The following is a 1,976-nucleotide window of genomic DNA, read 5'->3' as shown; positions in this document are numbered from 1 at the left end:
TGCCTTCGAACTTTTTGGAGATGCGTTTGGGGCTGAAGTTTTTAAGTTAATAATAATTAGAATAAATCATCTTTCTTCAAATTAAAAATGAAGTGAAAACGGGTTCATAAAAACTTTTAATAGTCATAATCCAACATTTTTAAAACTAAATAAGTTATCAAAGTGGAATTTCAATTCCAATTCAATAGTTTAGGCTTTTAAAATATCTCCATTTTGTTGTGAATTTTGATTTGGCTTTCAAAGGGAAAGCCCTTTATCAAATTATTGAAAACATAACAATGGATTAAATCAGGACAATATGATCAACCTTCAAATAAAAAAGTCATTTGCCATTCTTCTTTTTTTGGGATGCCTATTCATGTCAGGAATTGAATTAAAAGCAATAACCCTAAATGACAGTATTCCTGAAAAATCAAGGGAATTCAAAAAAGGAATCCGCTTTTCACCTTCAATGAACTTCTTTGACTACGGAGATTTGTCCTTTGGTCAGATAGCTTCGGACTATAAATTCGGAGCAGCTTTGGGAATGGTCTTTGACTGGAAAATGAGCGATTACCACAGGTTCAGACTTGAACCCTATCTGGAATACCAAAACATCAACAACAACTCCATCAATCCTGATATAGAAGCAATTACTTCCTTTAGCAACCTGTCTTTTGGTTTGGATGCGATTCCTTTGGTATTGACTTATGGAGGAAAATACAAAGGAACAATCTCTGCCGGGGGTTTTGCCAAATATGTTCTAAACAGTTCACAAAGCACCACTCTTAATGGTAATTCGGTCAATAACTTCGAGGTAGAAATCAACAAACTCCAATATGGCTTCTCCTTTGGGGCGGGAGCTTATTTGGGAAAAAGACTGGTAGAATTAAGGTATTATCAATCTCTCAATGATTTTGTCAACAGTCCGGTGATCCCCAACAGCATCAATCAGGTTCAACTCATTCTTGTATACTAATGAAAAATGCCCTTTTAATTTTCGCTTTTTTGACGCTTTTGCTGTTCAACTCCTGTATGACTGACAGAGAAGCTGAAAATTCATTTTACCTCAATCAGATCAATAGAATACAATTAATCTCTTCTAAGACAGTATTTTTTACAGAAAATATAGAGGAAGATTTCAATCTTACTGTGAGTTTTTTTGACAGGGATAACAGACCTTTTTTGAATAATATTGACGTACCATATGTGATTTATCTGGGGGACTCTGTGATCAAAGAACCTTCTCTTGACCTTTCCAAACCGGGCAAATACATGCTTAGGGTCATGTTCCCTACACGAGAACTTACATTTAGCAATGAGGTTGAGATTGAAGTGGTGGAGGGAGATTATATCAAAGAACTGGTCCTTGATTTTTCCAACGAGACCAGAAATCAATTTACGCTTGTCAACAACGAACCTTACGATTTCACTCTGAGGGCTTTTGGACCTGATGGGGAAATTCCCGGAGTGGAAGAACAGATCAGGAGAAACCTTTCTTTGCAGGTTGGAAATATAAACACCAACCGATTGACAGGCATTCCAATCACTCAAATAGGACTCATTGATGTCCAGGCCTCTGTTTTTGGGGTAGACAGCAACATCCTTAAAATCAATTCACGACAGGACATTTCCTATCCCATCAAGGAATTTCAAGTTGTATTCCATGTTTTTTCCAATCTTTTTTCTCCAAGCCAATCCGCTTTTGAAAGTCAGATCAACAGTTCAAATATTGCTTTTAGCGGAGGTATCAGGTCCTCATTCAAGAGAAACTTAAATGCAGTGGATGCAGGATTCAGGTTTAAATTGGCGGATCGAAATCCCGATGGCAGTCTGATGGAAACAAAGGGTGTCAACAGAATTATGTCAAATAAGGTTTTCCTGGATGCCCAAGACCAAGAGTTGTTGCAATTAAAGTTCAACAGCTTATGGGATCCTTCTCAATATATCAATGTTTTTATAGAGGATCTTTCTAGCCTGCAGGCCGCAGGATATGC

General features: G+C 37.1%; 2 protein-coding genes. Both read left to right on the top strand.

Going from position 1 to position 1,976, the window contains the following annotated elements; all coding sequences use genetic code 11:
• Positions 1-298 precede the first annotated feature (298 nt).
• A complete protein-coding gene (locus ACZFYI_RS19715; protein ID WP_462525829.1) occupies positions 299-958 on the top strand; it encodes a porin family protein in 660 nt (219 codons plus the stop codon).
• Positions 959-1,014: 56 nt separating this feature from the next.
• The coding region (locus ACZFYI_RS19710) for a hypothetical protein (protein ID WP_462525828.1) at positions 1,015-1,976 on the top strand (962 nt) is incomplete at its 3' end.

This window comes from Aquiflexum sp. (assembly GCF_977115555.1).
Note: the sequence above shows the minus strand (reverse complement) of the source record. Positions and strands in the feature narration are given on the sequence as shown.